This window comes from Nocardioides sp. (assembly GCF_041913365.1).
GTDB lineage: Bacteria > Actinomycetota > Actinomycetes > Propionibacteriales > Nocardioidaceae > Nocardioides.
Window position 1 is genome coordinate 199,969 of record NZ_JAYSFM010000001.1, and the last position, 17,392, is coordinate 217,360.

At 73.2% G+C, this 17,392-nt stretch carries 18 protein-coding genes; 10 read left to right on the forward strand and 8 right to left on the reverse strand.

What is annotated here, in order from left to right; genetic code table 11:
- The 4 genes from ACE3QY_RS01010 to ACE3QY_RS01025 are packed head-to-tail and all read left to right on the forward strand — an operon-like array spanning position 1 to position 4,338.
- Positions 1 to 930 (forward strand): hydroxymethylglutaryl-CoA lyase, encoded by a 930-nt coding sequence (locus ACE3QY_RS01010; RefSeq protein ID WP_374454906.1) that lies wholly within the window; start codon positions 1 to 3, stop codon positions 928 to 930.
- Positions 927 to 2,012, forward strand: coding sequence for a hypothetical protein (locus ACE3QY_RS01015; protein ID WP_374454142.1), 1,086 nt, complete (start codon positions 927 to 929; stop codon positions 2,010 to 2,012). The genes ACE3QY_RS01010 and ACE3QY_RS01015 overlap by 4 nt, the downstream gene beginning before the upstream one ends.
- Positions 2,009 to 3,151, forward strand: a complete 1,143-nt coding sequence (locus tag ACE3QY_RS01020) for a hypothetical protein (protein WP_374454143.1) — start codon at positions 2,009 to 2,011, stop codon at positions 3,149 to 3,151. The genes ACE3QY_RS01015 and ACE3QY_RS01020 overlap by 4 nt, the downstream gene beginning before the upstream one ends.
- Positions 3,148 to 4,338, forward strand: coding sequence for a hypothetical protein (locus ACE3QY_RS01025; RefSeq protein ID WP_374454144.1), 1,191 nt, complete (start codon positions 3,148 to 3,150; stop codon positions 4,336 to 4,338). Before ACE3QY_RS01020 ends, ACE3QY_RS01025 begins: the two co-directional genes overlap by 4 nt.
- A gap of 4 nt (positions 4,339 to 4,342) precedes the next feature.
- Here ACE3QY_RS01025 and ACE3QY_RS01030 read toward each other — a convergent pair whose 3' ends face one another.
- Together ACE3QY_RS01030 and ACE3QY_RS01035 are read right to left on the reverse strand one after the other, a co-directional pair.
- Positions 4,343 to 5,605, reverse strand: a complete 1,263-nt coding sequence (locus ACE3QY_RS01030) for a calcium-binding protein (RefSeq protein ID WP_374454145.1) — start codon at positions 5,603 to 5,605, stop codon at positions 4,343 to 4,345.
- Entirely contained in the window at positions 5,605 to 6,282 is a 678-nt protein-coding gene (locus ACE3QY_RS01035; RefSeq protein WP_374454146.1) for an EcsC family protein, read from the reverse strand. The genes ACE3QY_RS01030 and ACE3QY_RS01035 overlap by 1 nt, the downstream gene beginning before the upstream one ends.
- Before the next feature lie 48 nt (positions 6,283 to 6,330).
- Here ACE3QY_RS01035 and aat point away from each other — a divergent pair, with 48 nt between their 5' ends.
- From aat to ACE3QY_RS01050, 3 genes are all read left to right on the forward strand, one after another.
- The gene (gene aat, locus ACE3QY_RS01040) at positions 6,331 to 7,014 is read left to right on the forward strand and encodes a leucyl/phenylalanyl-tRNA--protein transferase (RefSeq protein ID WP_374454147.1); all 684 of its coding nucleotides are present in this window, start codon (positions 6,331 to 6,333) and stop codon (positions 7,012 to 7,014) included.
- Positions 7,015 to 7,079: 65 nt separating this feature from the next.
- Positions 7,080 to 7,544 (forward strand): hypothetical protein, encoded by a 465-nt coding sequence (locus ACE3QY_RS01045; protein ID WP_374454148.1) that lies wholly within the window; start codon positions 7,080 to 7,082, stop codon positions 7,542 to 7,544.
- Positions 7,545 to 7,623: 79 nt separating this feature from the next.
- Positions 7,624 to 8,013: a ClpX C4-type zinc finger protein gene (locus ACE3QY_RS01050; protein ID WP_374454149.1), complete on the forward strand. Its 390-nt coding sequence runs from the start codon at positions 7,624 to 7,626 to the stop codon at positions 8,011 to 8,013.
- Positions 8,014 to 8,091: 78 nt separating this feature from the next.
- On the opposite strand, the gene ACE3QY_RS01055 is transcribed toward ACE3QY_RS01050, so the two are convergent.
- Complete coding sequence (locus ACE3QY_RS01055; RefSeq protein WP_374454150.1) at positions 8,092 to 8,958, reverse strand: Fpg/Nei family DNA glycosylase; 867 nt, start codon at positions 8,956 to 8,958, stop codon at positions 8,092 to 8,094.
- A gap of 46 nt (positions 8,959 to 9,004) precedes the next feature.
- Between ACE3QY_RS01055 and ACE3QY_RS01060 the strand changes: the two genes are divergently transcribed.
- Entirely contained in the window at positions 9,005 to 9,262 is a 258-nt protein-coding gene (locus ACE3QY_RS01060) for a hypothetical protein (protein ID WP_374454151.1), read from the forward strand.
- Between the two features lie 3 nt (positions 9,263 to 9,265).
- On the opposite strand, the gene ACE3QY_RS01065 is transcribed toward ACE3QY_RS01060, so the two are convergent.
- Both ACE3QY_RS01065 and ACE3QY_RS01070 read right to left on the reverse strand, forming a co-directional pair.
- Complete coding sequence (locus ACE3QY_RS01065; RefSeq protein ID WP_374454907.1) at positions 9,266 to 10,141, reverse strand: universal stress protein; 876 nt, start codon at positions 10,139 to 10,141, stop codon at positions 9,266 to 9,268.
- 5 nt (positions 10,142 to 10,146) lie between these two features.
- Positions 10,147 to 11,592, reverse strand: a complete 1,446-nt coding sequence (locus ACE3QY_RS01070; protein ID WP_374454152.1) for an APC family permease — start codon at positions 11,590 to 11,592, stop codon at positions 10,147 to 10,149.
- A 161-nt stretch (positions 11,593 to 11,753) separates the two neighbouring features.
- On the opposite strand from ACE3QY_RS01070, the gene ACE3QY_RS01075 reads away from it, so the two are divergent.
- Positions 11,754 to 12,950 carry an ATP-binding protein gene (locus tag ACE3QY_RS01075; RefSeq protein WP_374454153.1) on the forward strand — a complete coding sequence of 399 codons (1,197 nt, stop codon included), beginning with the start codon at positions 11,754 to 11,756 and terminating at the stop codon, positions 12,948 to 12,950.
- A 421-nt stretch (positions 12,951 to 13,371) separates the two neighbouring features.
- On the opposite strand, the gene ACE3QY_RS01080 is transcribed toward ACE3QY_RS01075, so the two are convergent.
- Positions 13,372 to 14,778, reverse strand: a complete 1,407-nt coding sequence (locus tag ACE3QY_RS01080; protein WP_374454154.1) for an NAD(P)/FAD-dependent oxidoreductase — start codon at positions 14,776 to 14,778, stop codon at positions 13,372 to 13,374.
- Positions 14,779 to 14,966: 188 nt separating this feature from the next.
- Between ACE3QY_RS01080 and ACE3QY_RS01085 the strand changes: the two genes are divergently transcribed.
- On the forward strand, positions 14,967 to 15,944 hold the full coding sequence (locus ACE3QY_RS01085; RefSeq protein ID WP_374454155.1) for a TerC family protein: 978 nt from the start codon (positions 14,967 to 14,969) through the stop codon (positions 15,942 to 15,944).
- Positions 15,945 to 15,948: 4 nt separating this feature from the next.
- Here ACE3QY_RS01085 and ACE3QY_RS01090 read toward each other — a convergent pair whose 3' ends face one another.
- Entirely contained in the window at positions 15,949 to 16,707 is a 759-nt protein-coding gene (locus tag ACE3QY_RS01090) for an endo alpha-1,4 polygalactosaminidase (RefSeq protein WP_374454156.1), read from the reverse strand.
- Positions 16,708 to 16,726: 19 nt separating this feature from the next.
- Positions 16,727 to 17,350, reverse strand: coding sequence for a LysE family translocator (locus tag ACE3QY_RS01095; protein WP_374454157.1), 624 nt, complete (start codon positions 17,348 to 17,350; stop codon positions 16,727 to 16,729).
- Positions 17,351 to 17,392: the final 42 nt, after the last annotated feature.

Below are 17,392 nucleotides of genomic sequence, written 5' to 3' on the forward strand. Positions count from 1 at the left end.
ATGCAGGTCCGGGCCGACGGCCTGCCGTCGGCCGTCACGATCTACGAGGTCGGTCCCCGCGACGGCCTGCAGAACGAGCAGGCGATCGTCCCGGTCGACGTCAAGGCCGAGTTCGTACACCGCCTCGTGGCCGCCGGGCTCTCGATCGTCGAGGCCACCAGCTTCGTGCACCCGAGGTGGGTGCCGCAGCTCGCGGATGCCGCCGAGCTGATGGCCGACCTCGGCGAGGCGGGTCGGCACCTGCCGGTGCTGGTGCCCAACGAGCGTGGCCTCGACCGGGCCCTCGAGCTGGGCCTCGAGCACATCGCGATCTTCGGCAGCGCCACCGAGACCTTCGCGAGCAAGAACCTCAACCGCACCTTCGACGAGCAGTTCGCCATGTTCGAGCCGACCGTGGCCCGCGCCCGTGAGGCCGGGATGGACGTCCGCGCCTACGTCTCGATGTGCTTCGGCGACCCGTGGGAGGGAGCGGTGCCGGTCGAGCAGGTCGTCACCGCCGGCACCCGGCTGCTCGACCTCGGCGCCTCCCAGCTCAGCCTCGGCGACACCATCGGCGTCGCGACCGCCGGGCATGTCAAGGCTCTCGTCGCGGCCTTCGCCGAGGCGGGCGTGGGCACCGACCGGCTGGCGATGCACTTCCACGACACCTACGGCCAGGCCCTCGCCAACACCTTCGCCGCGCTCCAGGAGGGGATCACCACCTTCGACGCCAGCGCCGGCGGGCTGGGCGGCTGCCCCTACGCGAAGTCGGCGACCGGCAACCTCGCCACCGAGGACCTGGTGTGGATGCTGACCGGGCTGGGGATCGACCACGGGGTCGACCTCGACGCCGTCGTCGGCACCAGCGTCTGGATGGCCGGGCAGCTCGGCCGCCCGAGCCCGAGCGCCGTCGTACGAGCGCTGGGCGGACTGGCACAATCTGCGCCATGACCCGCGTCGTCCACCTCCACATCGGGGCCCCGAAGACCGGGACGACCTACCTCCAGGACCGCCTGGACCTCAACCTCGCCTCGCTCGCGCGGCACGGCGTCACCATTCCGGCGCCGCGCTCCGGCCACTCCGACGTCTTCCACTTCCGGGCGGCGCTCGACCTGCTCGAGCAGGACTGGGGCGGCGCCCCCGGCCACGCCCGCGGGTCCTGGGACGCGATGGTCCGCAAGGTCCAGAAGGCCGAGGGCAACGTGGTGATCAGCCACGAGATCCTCGCCGGCGCCAAGCCAGACAAGGTCGCCAAGGCGCTGAACGACCTCGCCGGCAACGAGGTCCACGTCATCTACTCCGCGCGCGACCTCGGCCGCCAGCTGCCGGCCGCGTGGCAGGAGTCGATCAAGCAGGGCCGCAAGTGGCCCTTCAAGCGCTTCCTCACCAAGGTCGAGCGCGGCCAGACCTGGTTCTTCAACGCGATGGACCTGCCGACGGTGCTCGCCCGCTGGGGCGCGAAGCTCCCGCCCGAGCGCGTCCACGTCGTCACCGTCCCGCACGACCGCGGCCCCAACGGCGACGAGCTGTGGCTGCGGTTCTGCCGGGCCTTCGGCATCGACCCGGCGTGGGCACCGCTGGACTCCGAGCGGGACAACCGGTCCCTCGGCATCGCCGAGACCTCGCTGCTGCGCAAGCTCAACCGGCGCCTCGAGCTCGGCGTGCGCCGCGACCCGGTGTACGACAGCCTGATCCGCGAGCAGCTCGCGCAGGAGGTGTTGGTCTCCCGGGAGGCGATCCCGGTCCGGCTGCCGCCCGACCGCTACGACTTCGCCGAGCAGCAGGCCGAGCGCTGGATCGAGTGGATCAAGGGCAGCGGCGTCGACGTGGTCGGCGACGTGGAGGACCTGCGTCCCCGCCGTCCCGCGGAGGGCGTCGTGTGGCGCGACCCCGACCGGGTCCGGGCCAAGCTCGAGCTCGGCGCCGCCCTCGACGCGCTGGCCGAGATGACGCAGGAGGCCGCCAACCGCGCCGCGGCCGAGACGCTGGGCGACCGGTTGCGCGTCACCGCCCGTCGGCTGCGCGACCGTTGAGCGAGCGCGCACGGAGCTGGGTCGACCACCTGCGCCAGGGCGGTACGACGCCGTGGCTGGCGTGGCACGACGACGCGCCCACCGGACCGGCGACCGGTGCCGTGCCCGGCGCCCAGCAGCTCGAGCTGCTGCGCCGGATCAACCTCGTCCGCGCGTCGAGTGCGCAGCCCCGTGCCGACCACGACCGCGAGGGCACTCGACTCGCCGACCGGGTGCTGGCCGCGCCCGCTGCCGGCCGCGGGAAGGCCGACCTGCCCCTCGTCGGCGTGGACGCGCCGGCCTTCGGCCCGCAACCGGTCGACCCGGCCACGGTGTCCGCGCACGAGCTGCTCCGGGTCGCGAGCGTGCTGCTCGCCGACGACCTCGTCGCCCTCGGCCCCGACCCGGTCCGCACCTCCTGGGCGCGGCCGTGGCGGCTGCGCTACCGCCTCGTCGGCGACCCGCTCCTCGCCGCGCGGTGGCGCGAGGACCTCGCCTCGCGCGGTCGTCCCGAGGGCGGCCCACGCCCCTTCCTGGTCGCCGTCGGCAGGCCGCTCGACGAGCTGCTCTCCCACACCTGGACCCAGCGCTGCTTCGAGACCGGCAGCACGCCGTGGGCGGAGTGGCTGCGGTTCTGGCGTGAGCGCGACCAGCTCCCCGCCCGCGCCGACCTGCCCGCCTCGGCCCGCCGGTGGAACGCGCGCCGCCCCCTCGTCCGGATCGTCACCGACCTCGACCGCCTGCCCCGCCAGGTCGGCGTACGCCGCCTGCCCGAGGTGCGGGTGCCCGGCGCCGACCAGGCCGAGCTGGCCCGCCGCATCGCCGCGGTCGTCGGCCTGCGTGTCCCGGCCCACGAGCGACCCGCCCTGATGCGCACCCTGCAGCGCCGGATCCCCGACACCGGCACCGCGCCCGCCGTCGTGCCTGAGCGAGAGCGGGAGTGGGTCGCGGCCTCCGCCGCCCGCATGACGCGGGACGTCCGGCGCGCTGGCTACGCTGTCGTCGGCGACCTCGCCGCCCTCGCGCCGCGCACCGAGCCGCCGGCCGCGAGCGGCCCGGGCGCCGCGGACCAGCAGGTGCTGGACCTGGCGATCCGCATGGTCGTCGACCCGGGCTGGCGCACGGCGGACCCGAAGGTGGAGAGGAGCGTGGAGCGGTGAGCAGGCGAGTGCTGCTGCACGTGGGCTGCCCCAAGACCGGCACGTCCTACCTGCAGGACGTCCTGTTCCGCAACCAGGCGACCCTGCGCGAGCACGACATCCTCTACCCCGCCGACCGCTTCGACGCGCACTTCCTCGCCGCGCTCGACCTGATGACGCTGCCCTGGGGCGGCCTGGAGACCGAGGCCGTCGGTGCCTGGGACCGGCTGGCCGAGCAGGTGCGGGAGTGGCACGGCACCGCGATCGTCAGCCACGAGATCTTCGCCCGCGCGACGCCCACCCAGGTCGAGCGCGCGCTGACCTCGCTCGGCGACGCCGAGGTGCACCTGGTCCTCTCGGTCCGCGACCTGGTCCGCCAGATCCCCGCGGAGTGGCAGGAGAACGTCAAGCACCGCAGCCACATCACCTACGCGAGGTTCCTCGAGACCATCCGAGACCCGGCACGCGAGTCGAAGATCGGCTCGTGGTTCTGGGCGGTCCAGGAGCTCCCCGACATCCTCGCCCGCTGGGCCGGCTCGCTGCCGCCGGAGCGGGTCCACCTCGTCACCGTCCCGCCGTCGGGCTCCGACCGCGGCGAGCTGTGGCGTCGGTTCTCGCACACGTTCGGCCTCGACGGCATCGAGCTCGACCTCACCGCCGAGCGGGAGAACCCGTCCCTCGGGGTGCCCGAGACCTCGCTGCTGCGCACCATCAACCAGCGGGTCACCTCGATCATCTCCCCGCCCGACTACCGGCCCCTGGTGCGCGAGCTGCTCGCCCACCAGACGCTGTCGCGCGGGGTCGCCTCGGCGCGGCTGGGCCTCTCGCCCGAGGACCACGCGTGGGCGCAGGACCTCTCCCGCAGCTGGGTGGACGCCATCGCCGAGCGCGGGTACGACGTCTCCGGCTCGCTCGACGACCTCCTCGGCCCGGACCTCGGCACGTTCGTCGACCCCGACACCGTCACCCCCGACCTGCTGCTGCCGTCGGCGCTCGACGCGATCAGCGCGTTGCTCGTCGAGGGCGCGCGGCTGCGGGCGGTGGAGGAGCGGCTCCACGAGGAGGTCCGCGAGGCGCACGCCGAGCGCGACCGGGCGCGCGCCACACCGACGTACCGGGTCAAGCGCAGGATCGTGCGCACGCTCGAGGAGAGCCCTGCCGGCCGAGGCACGCTCGACGCCTACCGCCGGATGAAGGGCAGCAAGTAGTCCGTCAGCCGCGCGACTCGCACCCGCGCAGCACCTCGCCGGCGCGGCAGACGTCGCGGCCGGAGGCACCGCGGAGCACGTCGCGTCCGGCCCCGCCGTCGAGCACGTCGTCGCCCGGGGTGCCGGTGAGGACGTCGGCACCGCCGCGTCCCCGCAGCACGACGGGGGAGGCCCAGTAGGAGGCCCGGACGTGCTCACCGACGTCGGCTCCGACGAACGTCCACCGCACGCCCTCGGCGAGGGTGAGCCGCTCGAACCCGGACGTCCGCCCCAGGAGCCCGGTGCCGGTCCGCACCCGCCCGCGGGCGTTGTCCCAGGTCACGCGGGCGTCGGCGAAGCCACGCGTGACGACGTCGAGGTCGTCGCGGCCGGTGCCACCGGCGACGGCGAACCGGTCGCCGCCGGGGCGCAGGACCACGAGCCACTCGTCGTGCCCGCTCCCGGTGTCGATGTCGGCCGGCCCGTCCATGAGGATCGAGTCCCGGCCGGCACCGGTGCGGGCCGTCGATCCGGCGGCGTGGCGCTGCACCTCGATGCGATCGGCACCCGGTCCGGTGTCGACCTCGTCCGCACCCCGGCCGATCGCCACGGAGTCGTCCCCGCTCCCCGTGTCGACGCGGTCGGCCCCGCTGCCGGTGATGACACCGTCGTCGCCGCCCACGGTGGTGACGACGTCGTCCCCAGGACCGGTGTCGAACAGCTCGTCGCGATCGGACCCCGAGATGGTGTCGGCGTGGACCGATCCGACGACCTTGGTCGCAGGCTGGAGGACGATCGTGTCCGTGCCCTCGCCGACCGCGGTGCCGGCCACGAGATCGACGGTGACGCCCGCGGGGCTTTCCGCCCAGCTGATCGAGTCGAAGCCCGGCCCGTTGTCCTCCGGTCCGTCCGTGAGCGCCTCCGGGTCGAGCCCCAGGTCGATGGTGTCGTCGCCCGCACCGGGGACGACCGTGTCTGCCTGGTAGACCCCGTTCTCGTCACGGCCGCTGAGGCCGCCGAAGAGCCGGTCGTCACCCGCCCCGCCATGGATCTCGTCGCCCCCACCGAGCCCGCAGACGACGTCGTTGCCGCCCAGGGCGTCCACCACCTCCGGCCCGTCGGTGCCGACGATGACGTCGTCGCCCTCCGTCCCGCGGGTGGGCCGTCCCTCGACGGCGACGATCGTCGCCGGGCGACCGTCGCACGCCTCGCCGGTGGCCGCGACCGGGGCGGACGTCACCGCGAGGGACGCGGTCAGCGGCAGCAGGGCCAGCAGCGACCGGCGCATCAGCGCGGCCGCGGCAGCAGCTCGCGGTCGGCGTAGCGGCCGACCTTCCAGGTGGCGAAGCCGTCGGCACCGGCGCCGACCACGCCGCCGACGACGGGGATCTTCCGGCCGACGGTGGTCGCCAGCCGCTTGCCCGCGACGCGGGTGATGATGTCGGTCGCGACGACCGCGGAGATCGTGCCGTCGAGCGTCGGGTCGTGGGCCGGGGCGGTGGCGAGCGCCATCGGCGTCGCCGGGAGCTTGCGCTTCTTGACCAGCTCGCTCACCTGCTCCTCGCCGAGCAGCAGGGCGAGGATCGCGTTGCGCACCCGCGGGTCCTCGAGGTCGTGACCGCGCAGGTGCGCGATGCCGGCCACCATCCGGCACTGGACCAGGGCCAGGCCGGTGACGTTGGCGGGGATGGTCACGGCCATCGTGACGAGACCGCCGATGTTGGTGACGAATCCCTGGGCGCCGGCGATCCGCACGTTGTTCTCGATGACCTCGTGGATCGCCCGGTCGACGTTGCCGCGCTGCTCGGCGAGCTGCTTGTCCGCGGCCTCGGCGGCCGGCGTGAGGGGACCGATGCCGTCGATGGCGCGGTTGAGCGCCTCACGGACGAACCCGGTGGTCAGGCCGGGTGCCATCTCCTGGATGCGGGGTGCGAGCTGGCGCCCGACCGTCTCCTTCAAGCCCATGGCGCGATCGTACGGCCGGGGTGGGGGCGACTCGCTAGCGTGAGGCCCGTGCCCATCGCGCCCGACCCCACGCCGTGGGCGTTCCCGCACCACTCCACGTGGGACCCCGACGACGACCTCGTCGCGCTCGGTGCGGACCTCGAGGCGGGCACGCTGATCACGGCCTACAGCCTCGGCCTCTTCCCGATGCCGGTGACGCTGGACCGCGAGGAGCTCGGCTGGTTCTCCCCGGTGGAGCGGGGCGTGCTGCCGCTCGACGGGATCAGGGTGTCGCGGTCGCTGCGCCGCTCGGCCCGCGCCTTCGAGATCCGCGTGGACACCGCCTTCGACGAGGTGATGGCGCAGTGCGGCAGCCCGGAGCGTCCTGACGGCTGGATCACCCCGGAGTTCGTCCGCGGCTACACCCGCCTCCACCACCTCGGCTGGGCGCACTCGGTCGAGGCGTGGCGCGACGGGCGGCTCGCTGGCGGGCTCTACGGCGTCAGCATCGGCGGCCTGTTCGCCGGGGAGTCGATGTTCCACCGCGACCGCGACGCCTCGAAGGTCGCGCTGCTCGGGCTGGTCGACCTGCTCCGCGACGAGCACGCCGACCAGCGGGTGCTCGACGTGCAGTGGCAGACGCCCCACCTGGCCAGCCTCGGTGTCGTACGCCGTCCGCGCGGGGAGTACCTCGAAGCCGTCGGGCGGGCCCTGCGCCTCCCGCTGCCGGCGGCCTTCCGAGTGGACGACTGAGCCGCGCCACGACAGGGTAGGCACCCGACGACGCGACCGCCGCGTCCGTGCGAAGGGGGACACCCATGACGATCCGTACCCGCCTGACCGTGACCAGCGCGGCGCTGCTGGTCGGGGCGGCGACCGCGGCGTGCGGCGGCAGCGGCGGCGGAGCCCCCGCCGACGCGAGCAAGGACGACTTCTGCACCACCCAGTCCAGCCTCTTCACCGACCTCGACCTCGACTTCACCGATCCCGACGCGGCGCTGCCGAGCGAGAAGGAGATGGCCGACGCGATGCACTCGTGGGCCGAGAAGATGGAGGAGGTCGGCACCCCCGAGAACATCTCCGACGAGGCACGCGAGGGCTTCGAGGAGACCGTGAAGGCCGCCAAGGGCATCTCCGAGGCCGACCTGAAGTCGCCCGACCTCAACGCCCTCGAGAACGACATGTCCGAGGAGGCGCAGAAGAAGGTCGAGGCCTTCACCACCTACGTCAACGACACGTGCGGCTCGATGTTCGGCGACCTCGACGTGCCCGAGATGGAGTGACCCGTCTCACTCGACTCACCCGCAGGGGTGGGTGCGGCGGCTAGCATGGTTTCCACGGACCGGGAGGGAGGGCGGCAGCATGAGCATCGCTCGTGAGGGCAGGATCTGTTCGTTCTGCGCGACCCCGGGCGGCCCGGGCACCGACGTGCCGCTGGTCGGGGGCCTCGGCGCCCAGATCTGCCGGTCGTGCGTCGACACCTTCCACGGCATCCTCCACGACGAGGAGCGGATGGCCGCCGCGCGCGGCGTCATGCCGTGGGACCGGATGTCCGACGCCGAGGTGCTGGCCGCCCTGCCGCAGATCCTCGCGTCGGCCGAGCAGAACATCTCGTTCGCGCAGGAGTGGGTCGAGATGCTCCACGACCGTGGGATCACGTGGGCCGAGATCGGCCGGGTGCTCGGGGTGACCCGGCAGGCCGCCTGGGAGCGATTCGCGAAGAAGTCGGCGTCCAAGGGCGCGACTGCGTGACACGGAGCACCTTCGTCAAGGTAAACTTGACGAAGGTGCTGGTCGGACTGTCACGGGGGTGGGTCCGACCGGCACCTCTCACTTCAGCAGCTTGGACATCCGCCGGTCGGCCAGCGGCTTCCCGCCCGTCTGGCACGTCGCGCAGTACTGCAGGCTCGAGTCGGCGAAGGACACCTCGCGCACCACGTCGCCGCACACCGGGCACTTCTGGCCCGTCTTGCCGTGCACCGCGAGGTTGGTCTTCTTCTCGCCCTTCAGCTCGCTCATCGCGACCCCGCTCGCCCGCTCGACGGCCCCGGTGAGGGTGTCGCGGATGGCGGCGTACAACGTCTGCAGCTCGGCGTCGTCCAGGCTGTTGGCCGGCTTGAACGGTGACATCCGGGCGGCGTGCAGGATCTCGTCGGAGTAGGCGTTGCCGATGCCGGCGACGATGGACTGCATCCGCAGCACGCCCTTGATCTGCTTGCGCCCCTCGGCCTCGAGGATCGAGCGGAGCACCTCGGGCGTGAAGTCGTCGGCGAGCGGGTCCGGCCCGAGCCGCGCCACCCCGGGTACGTCGGCGGGGTCGCGCACGACGTACATCGCCAGGCTCTTCTTCGTGCCGGCCTCCGTGACGTCGAGCCCGACCTCGTCGTCGATGACGATCCGGACCGCCAGCGGGTTCTTGCTGTTGGGCCGCGCCGGGAGAGCGGGCACCTCGTCGCGCCAGCGGATCCAGCCGGCGCGCGCGAGGTGGATGACGACGTGCACGCCGCTGGCGTCGATGTCGAGGAACTTGCCGTGGCGGGTCACGTCGTCGACCAGCGTGCCGTGCAGCGCCTGGAGCGGCGGTTCGAAGGTCTTCAGCGCACTGAAGGCGGCGAGGTCGATGCGGGTGATGGCCCGTCCGACCAGGCGCTTGCGCAGGTCCTGGGCGAGGGCTTCGACCTCCGGCAGCTCGGGCACGAAACCGAGTCTAGGCACAGCCTTGTGGGCCGGGTCACAATGGGACATGGCCCAGCAACGCACTCCTCGCACCGGGGCGGTCTTCCTCGACCCCCGCGGTGAGGACCGTTCGCTGCGCGTGACCTGGCACCAGGAGTCGCTGCTCGTGGTGCTCTCGCTGTGGCGGGACAACGTGTGCGCGGGCACCTTCCGGCTCGCCGCCGACGAGGTGCCCGACCTGATCGCGCTGCTGCGCCGGGGCCTCGACGACGCCTACGACGCCGCCCGCGAGCGTGTCGAGCGCTCCTCGCCGCAGGCGGGCTAGGACTCAGGGCACCGCCAGCACCGGGACCGGGGAGGTCCGCAGGATCTTGGTGGCGTTGGAGCCGAGGAAGAGCCGCGTGGCCAGGCCGGTGCGCGAGGAGCCGACCACGAGCAGGTCGCCACGCTGCCAGTGCAGCCGGTCCATCGCCGCCTGCCACGTGCGGCCGGTGGCGACCACGGCCTGCACGTCGTCGGGCCGGGGATCGGGCAGCGAGGCCAGCGCCTCGGCCTGGAGCACGCCGGCCTGCTCGGCCCAGGCCTCGGTGACCATGTCCTCGTCGTGCGGGCCGGTCTCGTGCGGGAACATCGTCCGGCCGCGCACCGCGAAGGTCGCGATCCGCAGGGCCGCTCCGGTGCGGGCACAGACCTCCGACGCCGCGTGCAGCGTCCGGAGCGAGCGCTCGTCGCCGCGGAAGGCGCACGTCGCGCGGGTGACCGTCGCCCCCGGCGGGGCGTCGTACCCGCGGGGCGCGATCGCCACCGGCACCTCCGCCGAGTGGAGGAGCACGTCGACCGTGGAGCTGATGAAGACGTGGCCGTAGGCGCCGGCCTGGCCCGAGCCCACCACCACGGCCCGCACGCCGTGCTTCTCGGCCTGCGCCAGGAGCACCGACGAGGCGGAACGGCCCTGGACCCAGGTCACCCGCGCCGGGACCTGCGGATCGATGTCGGCCACGAGGGCGGTCGCCTCGGCGACGGCCGCGTCGCCGTAGGCCTGCGCCCAGTCGGCGTACTCGCGGTCGGTGCCGCCGGCCAACGGCGTCGGCCACCGCGACGGGGCGGCGGTGACGATGCGCAGGTCGTCGCCGTCGGAGCGGGCGAGCATCACGGCCAGCTCGAGGACCGCCCGGTCGTCCTTGCCGGGGACGAAGCCCACCATCAGCGTCACAGCGATGCTCCTTCGTGCTCGCCGGTCTGCAGGCGGGAGTGGTGCCGGCCCCACACGGCGTAGAAGACGAGCACGACCGCCAGCCAGGTGCCGAAGATCAGCCACGTCACCGCGGCCAGGCCGGAAAGGACGTAGGCGCACGCGGCGATGGTGAGGACCGGGGTGACCGGGTAGCCGGGCACCCGGAAGGGCCGCTCGAGGTCGGGCTGGGTGCGTCGCAGGATGAGGATGCTGATCGCGACCACGCTGAAGGCGACCAGGGTGCCGATCGAGACTGTGTCCCAGAGGTAGTCGGCGGGCACGAAGCCGGCGATCAGCGCGACCACGATCCCCACGACGACGGTGTTGAACGTCGGGGTGAGGGTGCGCGAGCTCACCGCGGCGAAGCGGTCCGGCAGCATCCGGTCACGACCCATCGCGAAGAGGATCCGGGTCTGGCCGTAGAGGGTCACCAGCGTCACGGAGAAGATCGAGATCACCGCGCCGGCGGCGACGATCGTGCCGGGGACCGACGATCCGGTGATGTTCTCGAGGATGACTGAGAGGCCGGCGCTCTGCTGCTCGTCGCTGGAGAACTCGGCCAGGGGCTGCGAGCCGACGCCCGCGAAGGCGACCAGCAGGTAGACCGCGACGACGATCGCCAGCGCACCCATGATCGCGCGGGGCAGGGCACGTTGCGGGTCGCGCACCTCCTCGCCGGCGGTCGACACCGCGTCGAGGCCGATGAAGGAGAAGAAGATCGTGCCGGCGGCCGCGCTGATCCCTGCCGACCCCGACGCGAAGAACCCGTCGAACCGGTCGGCCTCGAAGGCGGTCAGCGCGACGACGACGAAGAGCATCAGCACGCCGAGCTTGACCAGCACCATGATCGAGTTGACCCGCGCCGACTCGCTCGCGCCGCGGACCAGCAGGACCGTGCAGAGGAGGACGAGCACGACGGCCGGCAGGTTGACCAGCCCGGTCACGTTGTCCTCGTAGGGCACGGGGGAGTACGACAGCGCATCGGGCAGCGCGACGCCGATCGTGCTGTCGAGCAGCTCGTTGAAGTAGCCGCTCCACCCGACCGCGACGGCCGACGCCGCGACGCCGTACTCCAGGAGCACGCACGCGGCGATCACCATCGCCATCAGCTCGCCCATGGAGTGGTAGGTGAAGGAGTACGTCGACCCGCTGACCGGGATCGAGCTGGCCAGCTCGGCGTAGCAGAGCGCCGACAGGCCGGCCGCGATGCCGGCGACCACGAACGACACCACGACCGCCGGGCCGGCGTCGGGCACCGCCTCCTGCAGCACGAAGAAGATGCCGGTGCCCACGGTGGCGCCGACGCCGAACATCATCAGCGAGAACGTGCCGAGGCTCCGGGCCAGCTCCGGCCCCTCGTGGTCGCCGCGCGGCGGGGCGATCGGCTTCCGGCGCAGGAGCTGCTGACTGAGACCGGGCATGTCTGGTACCTCCCGAGCGTGGGGCCGTCCTCGGAATGTAGACCCGCGCCCCTGCCCGCGTCACCGGCCGCGTCCAGTCCCCGGCAGCGGTCTGGACGGGCCGACTCGCCGAGTATCCGGCGGTCTAGGGCAGGGCCTAGATTCACCGATAGCGTCCGATCGTGGACCCGATCCGGAACCCGTACGCCCCCGGCGCGGGCCAGCGCCCGCCCGAGCTCGCCGGCCGCGACGAGCAGCTCGCCGCGTTCGAGGTCGTCCTCGAGCGCGTGTCCAAGGGCCGGCCCGAGCGCAGCCTGGTCCTCACCGGGCTCCGCGGCGTCGGCAAGACCGTCCTGCTCAACGCGCTGCGTGGTGCCGCGGTGCGCAAGGGGTGGGGGACCGGCAAGCTCGAGGCGCGCCCCGGCCAGGGCCTGCGCCGGCCACTGAGCAGCGCGCTGCACCAGGCGGTCCGCGAGCTCGGGCACCGCGACGAGGAGTCCGTCGACCACGTGCTCGGCGTGGTCCGGTCCTTCGCCCAGCGCGACGCGGGCTCGGGGGCCAGGCTGAAGGACCAGTGGAGCCCCGGCATCGACGTACCTGCCGTACGCGGGCGGGCCGACTCCGGCGACATCGAGATCGACCTCGTCGAGCTGTTCACCGACCTCGGCGGCCTCGCGGCCGACGTGGGGAAGGGGATCGGCGTCTTCATCGACGAGATGCAGGACCTCGGCCCCGACGACGTCTCCGCGCTGTGCGCGGCGTGCCACGAGCTCAGCCAGTCCGGTCTCCCGGTCATCGTGGTCGGTGCCGGGTTGCCGCACCTGCCCGCCGTGCTGAGCGCCAGCAAGTCCTACAGCGAGCGGCTCTTCAGCTACCAGCGCATCGACCGGCTCGCCCGCGACGCCGCCGACCGTGCCCTCGAGGCCCCCGCCGCCGACGAGGACGCCGCCTTCGAGCCCGACGCCCTCGCCGCGATGTACGACGCGACCGGCGGCTACCCGTACTTCATCCAGGCCTACGGCAAGGCCGTGTGGGACCTTGCCCCCCGCTCGCCGATCACCGCAGCCGACGTCGCCGTCGCGGCCCCCGAGGCGGAGTCCGAGCTCGCCGTCGGCTTCTTCGGCTCCCGCTACGAGCGCGCCACCCCCGGCGAGCGCGACTACCTGATGGCGATGGCCGACGTGGCCGCCGCGCAGGACGACCCCGACTCCGACGCGGTCCTCAGCGCCGACGTCGCCGCCGCCCTCGGCAAGAAGCCCCAGTCCCTCTCACCCGCCCGCGACTCCCTCCTCAAGAAGGGCCTCGTCTACTCCGGCGAGCGCGGCCGGATCGCCTTCACCGTCCCCCACTTCGGGAGGTACCTCCGGGAGCGGGGTTGACCGCTCTCGGTGGTTGAGGTGCGAGCGGAGCGAGCGTCGAAACCACGATCTGTCCCGGGCTGGCGCGGTCCTGCTCATAAGTCCTGTGCTTGATTTGCGCCTCCGCTTCGCTTCGGCGCGTGTCCGCGGCGCTTCAAGGCAGCGCCTTCGTCGTCGTTGCCCGACCCTCCTCCGCAACGCTTCACCCCACGAGCTTGTGACTCCCCCGCTGCGCTCCTCCGTCACAACCCCGCGGGGACCCCAAGCGCTGCTCCCCCGGCTCGAGCCCTCCTCCTGCAGGCGCCGCCGCGCCGCGGACGGCACCACCGGCCATGAGCCGACGGTCCCGAGCAGGGATTGAATTGATCTCAAGTCAATCCGGAGGAGCCCTGCCCGATCCTTTGATCTGTGGTCGGTGACACGGCGAAGCGGAGCGAGGCCATCAAACCGGTGTGCGGAACTCCCTCGGCAGCTCCTCGAGCAGGCGGAGCCAGAGCTCGCTGGCGGTGGGGTAGGACGCGACCGCGTGGCGGAGGACGTGGACCGGGACGCCACCGACGATCGCGACGGTGGCGGCGTGGACCAGCTCGGCCACCTCGGGGCCCACGAAGGTGGCGCCCAGGAGCAGGCGGCTCTCGGCGTCGACGACCAGCTGGGAATGGCCGGCGACGTGGTCGCGCAGCAGCGCCGTCCCGGAGGCCGACGCGGTGGGCACCCGGGTGACCACGACGTCGCGGCCGGCTGCGCGCGCCTCGGCCTCCGTCATCCCCACGCTGGCGACCTCGGGGTCGCTGAACACGACCTGCGGCACCGGCGCCTCGCGGTCCGGCTCCCACGCCACCTCGCCTGCGGCGGCCGCAGCGATCCGGGCGCCGACCACGCGGGCCTGGTGCTTGCCCCAGTGGGTGAGGGGCGGGCCGTCGCTGGCGTCGCCGACGACGTGCAGCCACTCCGGCAGCCGACCACCGGTGACGTCGGCGGGCTCGAGCCCGACGGAACCCAGGCCCAGGTCGTCGAGCCGCGGCGAGCGCCCGATGGCCAGCAGCAGCTCGTCGGCCTCGAGGTCGCCACGGGTCGTCGTCACGGTGACGGCGCCACCGTGGATCCTGCCCGTGCCGGTGGCGGCCGCGTCCGGGCGGCGTACGTCGGTGACCTCGCAGCCGACGTGCACCGTCACGCCGCGCTCGCGCAGGCCGTCCAGCACGGCCTCACCGGCGAACGGCTCCGACCGGCCGAGCAGCCGGCTCCGGGCGAGGAGGGTCACGGAGCTGCCGAGCGCGGACATCCAGACCGCGGCCTCGCACGCGACCACGCCGCCGCCGACGATCACCAGCCGGTCGGGGACCTCGACCACGCCCGTCGCGTCGCGTGACCCCCACGGGAGGGCGTCGGCGTACAGCTCGGGCACGTGCGGCTCGCTGCCGGTCGCGATCACCACGGCCCGGCGGGCTCGGACCTCGACCTCCCCGGAGGCGGAGGCGACCCGCACGGTGCGCTCGCCGGCCAGCCGCCCGTGCCCGCGCACGACCGCCAGTCCGGCGCCCTCGGCCCAGGACACCTGCCCGGCGTCGTCGTAGCGCGAGACCCAGGAGTCGCGTCGCTCGAGCAGAGCCCGGGCTGCCACGTGCGCGGTCGAGACGCCGGGCAGGTCCGCCGTCGTGGCGGCCACCGCGATCGGGCGGAGCAACGCCTTGCTGGGCATGCACGCCCAGTAGCTGCACTCCCCGCCGAGCAGCTCGCGCTCGATGATGGCGGCGCTCATGCCGGTGCCCTCGACGGCGTACTGCGCCGCGTTCTCGCCGACCGGACCGCCACCGATGACGACGACGTCGTACTCGCGTGTCTCCATGCTCGCGAGACTACGGGGGCAGCGCCGTTTCGCGATGCGGTTGCCCGGTCAACTAAACTGCGTCGCGAGGGGAGTACCCCACCAACCTCCGCCGGTCACTACGGCGCCTCCGCAGGCGCCCCGGCGGGGACCGGCACCAGCACGACGCCGGCGGGGGAGACCTCAGGAGCTCGTTCCTGAGGAGACCCATGTCGTCCATCGCGTCCCCCACCCTGTGGTTCGTCACCATCGGCGTGGTGCTCGCCCTGCTCGTCGTCGACTTCGTCGCCACCCGCCGGCCCCACGAGGTGTCGATGAAGGAGGCCCTCGCCTGGTCGGCGTTCTACGTCGCGCTGCCACTCACCTTCGGCCTCTACGTCTGGAGCGCCCACGGCGGCGACCGCGGGCTCGAGTACTACACCGGCTACCTCGTCGAGAAGACGTTGAGCGTCGACAACCTCTTCGTCTTCATGCTGCTGCTCGCCGCCTTCGCGGTGCCCGAGGTGCTCAAGCAGCGGGTGCTGCTCTACGGCATCGTCGGTGCGCTGGTGCTGCGCGGCATCTTCATCGCGCTCGGCGCCGCCGCCCTCTCCCGCTTCGACTGGGTCTTCCTGGTCTTCGGCGGCGTCCTGCTCGTCACCGGCGTGAAGCTCCTGCGCGACGCGCTCCGCGGCCAGGAGCACCAGGTCGACGTCGCGGAGATGCGGGTGGTCCGGCTGATGAAGCGCTTCATGCCGGTCAGCGACCAGTACGACGGCCCGCGGATGACCGTGGTCCGCCAGGGGGTGCGGATGCTGACCCCCTTCGCCCTCGTGACGGCCGCCGTGTTCGCCACGGACATCGTGTTCGCCGTCGACTCGGTGCCCGCGGTCTACGGCATCACCGGCGACCCCTACCTCGTCTTCGTGACCAACGCCTTCGCCCTCCTCGGGCTCCGGGCGCTCTACTTCGTGCTCGAGGGCGCGCTCAGCGCGCTGGTCCACCTCAGCTACGGCCTGGCCGCGATCCTCGGCTTCATCGGCGCCAAGCTGGTCCTCCACTGGGCGCACCTGGTCTGGCCGTCGGTGCCCGACGTGCCGACGCTGATGTCGCTGTTCGTGATCGTCGGCATCCTCGGCGTCACGATCGCGACGAGCCTGGCGGCGAGCCGTCGGCAGAAGGCCCGCGAGCCCGAGCCCGTCGGCTGAGGCCTCAGCAGAAGCGGCGTACGCCGTCCGGGGTGAGGTCGCGGTCGCGCAGCACGACGGCCAGCCGGTCGCCGTAGCCGGTGCAGGTCTTGTCGAAGTCACGCGCGCGGTACTCGACGACGAGCACCTGGTCGCCGTAGACGTCGGTGTAGGCAGCGCACTCGTCGTAGCGGCCGCACTCCTCGGCGACGGCGAAGTCGAAGCCGGCGCGGCGGCCGTCCCAGCCGGCGCGGTTCTTCTGGCCCGCCGCGAGGCCGGAGTCGTGGGCTCGCGCGGTCAGGAGGCGCGCGTACGCCGTCGCCTGCCGGCCGGTGACGAGGCCGCGGCTGCGCACGTAGGAGTCGAGGTTGTCGTACTCCACCGCGTCGAAGCCGTCGCGGGCGCAGCCGGCGGTCCAGCGGCCGACGACCCGCGCCAGCTGCGCGCGCTTCGCGGGCGTGCGGATGTCGAGCAGCCACTCACCCCAGGCCTCGTCCTCGACCGGGCGGCCGCGGCCGTCGCGGAGCACCAGGTCACGGTGCTTCCTCCAGAAGCGGCGGGCGTCGGGCTGGGTCTGGAAGCCGTTGACGTAGCAGACGTTGTAGGCGCCCGGCGCCGGCGTCTCGGTGCGGTCGCGCACCACGATGCCGACGTTGTCGGGGACGTAGGCCGGACCGCCCAGCTGGTAGTCGACGTCGGTGCCGGTCGGCAGGGGTGTGGGTTCGGCGGCCGCCGGTGCGGCGAGGGCGGTCAGCAGCAGGAGCGTCGAGACCAGGAGGCGCATGCCCAGCACCCTAGGGGTGTCACTCGGCGGCGATCATCGTGGCGCCGAGGCCGATCATCATGGTGCCGCCGGTGGCGCTGAGCGTGTCGAGGCGCGAGGGCCGGCGGGCGAACCAGTCGCGCGCGGTGCCCGCCGCGATCGCCCACGTGCCGTCGGAGACGACCGCCATCGCGCCGAAGACGAGCCCGAGCAGCATCGTCTGCACCGCGACCGGGCCGGTCGGGTCGGTGAACTGCGGCAGGAAGGCCACGAAGAACACGATCGTCTTGGGGTTCGTCGCCCCGACCGTGAAGCCGATCCGCACCGGGTGCCCGCGCCGGACCGGCACCGAGGCGGCCATCGCCAGCCGGGCGTCGGCGCGGTGGCGGATCGCCTGCACGCCGAGCCAGATGACGTACGCCGCACCGGCGACCTTGATGAGGGTGTACGCCGTCGCGCTGGCCGCCACGACCGCGCCGAGGCCGACCGCCACGAGGGCGACCTGGGCCGTCACGCCGAGCCCGTTGCCGAGCACCGAGAGCAGCGCCTCGCGCCGGCCGACGGTGAGCGCGCGGCCGATGGTGAACAGCAGGCTGGGGCCCGGCACCTGGATGAAGAGGATCGAGGCGACGAGGAACGCCACCCACTGGCTCGACGACGGCATGGCCCCAGTGTGGGGCCACGCCGTCGCTGTGTCAGGCGGGTA

What these genes read in the sequence shown, in the direction of transcription:
- ACE3QY_RS01010 (WP_374454906.1), top strand. Translation starts at nt 1, where the DNA reads ATGCAGGTCCGGGCCGACGGCCTGCCGTCGGCCGTCACGATCTACGAG.
- ACE3QY_RS01090 (WP_374454156.1), bottom strand. Translation starts at nt 16,707, where the DNA reads ATGCGCCTCCTGGTCTCGACGCTCCTGCTGCTGACCGCCCTCGCCGCA.
- ACE3QY_RS01030 (WP_374454145.1), bottom strand. Translation starts at nt 5,605, where the DNA reads ATGCGCCGGTCGCTGCTGGCCCTGCTGCCGCTGACCGCGTCCCTCGCG.
- ACE3QY_RS01060 (WP_374454151.1), top strand. Translation starts at nt 9,005, where the DNA reads ATGGCCCAGCAACGCACTCCTCGCACCGGGGCGGTCTTCCTCGACCCC.
- ACE3QY_RS01035 (WP_374454146.1), bottom strand. Translation starts at nt 6,282, where the DNA reads ATGGGCTTGAAGGAGACGGTCGGGCGCCAGCTCGCACCCCGCATCCAG.
- ACE3QY_RS01015 (WP_374454142.1), top strand. Translation starts at nt 927, where the DNA reads ATGACCCGCGTCGTCCACCTCCACATCGGGGCCCCGAAGACCGGGACG.
- ACE3QY_RS01095 (WP_374454157.1), bottom strand. Translation starts at nt 17,350, where the DNA reads ATGCCGTCGTCGAGCCAGTGGGTGGCGTTCCTCGTCGCCTCGATCCTC.
- ACE3QY_RS01045 (WP_374454148.1), top strand. Translation starts at nt 7,080, where the DNA reads ATGACGATCCGTACCCGCCTGACCGTGACCAGCGCGGCGCTGCTGGTC.
- ACE3QY_RS01070 (WP_374454152.1), bottom strand. Translation starts at nt 11,592, where the DNA reads ATGCCCGGTCTCAGTCAGCAGCTCCTGCGCCGGAAGCCGATCGCCCCG.
- ACE3QY_RS01065 (WP_374454907.1), bottom strand. Translation starts at nt 10,141, where the DNA reads ATGGTGGGCTTCGTCCCCGGCAAGGACGACCGGGCGGTCCTCGAGCTG.
- ACE3QY_RS01080 (WP_374454154.1), bottom strand. Translation starts at nt 14,778, where the DNA reads ATGGAGACACGCGAGTACGACGTCGTCGTCATCGGTGGCGGTCCGGTC.
- ACE3QY_RS01050 (WP_374454149.1), top strand. Translation starts at nt 7,624, where the DNA reads ATGAGCATCGCTCGTGAGGGCAGGATCTGTTCGTTCTGCGCGACCCCG.
- ACE3QY_RS01085 (WP_374454155.1), top strand. Translation starts at nt 14,967, where the DNA reads ATGTCGTCCATCGCGTCCCCCACCCTGTGGTTCGTCACCATCGGCGTG.